Source organism: Daejeonella sp. (assembly GCF_049655485.1).
GTDB lineage: Bacteria > Bacteroidota > Bacteroidia > Sphingobacteriales > Sphingobacteriaceae > Daejeonella.
The window spans coordinates 1-1,616 of sequence record NZ_JBASJU010000125.1; the positions used below are offsets into that span (position 1 = coordinate 1).

The following is a 1,616-nucleotide window of genomic DNA, read 5'->3' on the forward strand; positions in this document are numbered from 1 at the left end:
GCTCTGATCAGAGAGTCTGCGGGTAACCTCGATTGCTACACAAAGGAGCTTACTGAACTTATCCATAGTCAAGAAATTCACGCAACACAATTAGTTACAACGTTTATTGGTTAACTCATTGAGTAAACAAACTAAACTGTGGCATATCACTAACCAATCACAAATACTCTTGTTTCCAACAATAGATGTTTTATGTTGATTTATATAGTCTATTATTTTAACTGGGGAATTTAATTGTTGTTAGAGCTAAAACCTACACTTCCGATATAGGGATAATAACCCTGTAAGACCAGAACCAGCCCAGCTAATTTTCGGGGGATTAAAAAACTATAAAACGTCAAAAACCATCAATAAAGCTCAAATTCCATTAAGACTTGCCATCTATCCATATCGCTTAAGAAATTCAATGGATGGATTTTCATTATTACTATAATTATAGATGTTGGTTTTAATTACTAATCAGCCTGGTTGAATGCAGTGTATTTATTTTCCATTGCTTTTTTTCTTTTATCAGGATGACCGTCTCCATCCATTTTACAATATCCTCTTTCCCGTTACGGGTAAAAGTTGATTGCAGATAGTAGGTAACCCACGCTATATTTCTATTGATGGTGGTGCTTACAAACTCAAAGCTGTTTGAGCGTTTAAAATCTGCAGCCTTGCTCCCAAGTAATACTTTATGGATAAGGGTATCCATAGGCCATACTTGTCCGTACTCATAAAACTTTACATCCCTTGTAGTGTATAATTTTAAACCTGCGGTATCACTGGTTGATAAGGCATCAAACAGTTTGATAATGGGTTGTTTTACAATCTGCTCCTTTTGGTTAAATGATTGTGCATATGTGCTTGTTGAAATGCAAATTGAAATCAACAAAGGAAGAAGAAAGTGGTTGAATATTCTATACTGCATATTGTTGTTTTTATTTTTTCAACGGTTGATCCTGCGAATTTTTTTATGATGGGTTCTACATGAACCCGATACTGCTTATACATTCTTATTTTATTTCGTTTGCTTTTAAAACTCTTAAGAGATTTTCTCCAAGAATTTTATTGATGTCTTTTTTACTGTACCCTTTTTCTACTAATGCTTTTGTAATTAATGGATAGGAAGTAACATCATCTAATTGCTGCGGTGTTAAGTTTATGCCATCAAAGTCGGAGCCCAGGCCAACATAATCAACACCTACTAATTTCACGATGTAATCAATATGATCAATGAGTGCGGATAGAGGCGGCCTCATCGCATTTGCTTCTACAAGATATTTATCATTCAGATAATTCAGGACATAGTAATCTTTCACACCGCCTTTCATGAGCGAATCAATTTCTGTTTTATGATTTGCAATAAATGCGGCTTCTTTTTTATCGAAACTACTATCGATAAACCCTGGGTTAAAATTCACCTGTATAACCCCGCCATTTTTTGCAATTGCTTTTATCTGATCGTCTTTTAAATTACGGCGATGCGGAACAAGACTGTACACCGAACTATGTGAAGCGATAATCGGTTTGGTGCTTAGTTTAATTACATCCCAAAAAGTCTGGTCGCCGGAGTGGCTCACATCTATCATCATACCAAGCTGGTTCATGCGCTGCACTACCTGTCTGCCAAA

2 protein-coding genes are annotated in these 1,616 nt (G+C 36.0%); both read right to left on the bottom strand.

Going from position 1 to position 1,616, the window contains the following annotated elements:
• Window positions 1-448: 448 nt before the first annotated feature.
• Complete coding sequence (locus WBJ10_RS05130) at window positions 449-913, bottom strand: hypothetical protein (protein WP_424288455.1); 465 nt, start codon at window positions 911-913, stop codon at window positions 449-451.
• A gap of 85 nt (window positions 914-998) precedes the next feature.
• Window positions 999-1,616: dipeptidase (locus tag WBJ10_RS05135; RefSeq protein ID WP_424288456.1), on the bottom strand; the 618-nt coding region annotated here is incomplete at its 5' end.

What these genes read in the sequence shown, in the direction of transcription:
- WBJ10_RS05130 (WP_424288455.1), bottom strand. Translation starts at nt 913, where the DNA reads ATGCAGTATAGAATATTCAACCACTTTCTTCTTCCTTTGTTGATTTCA.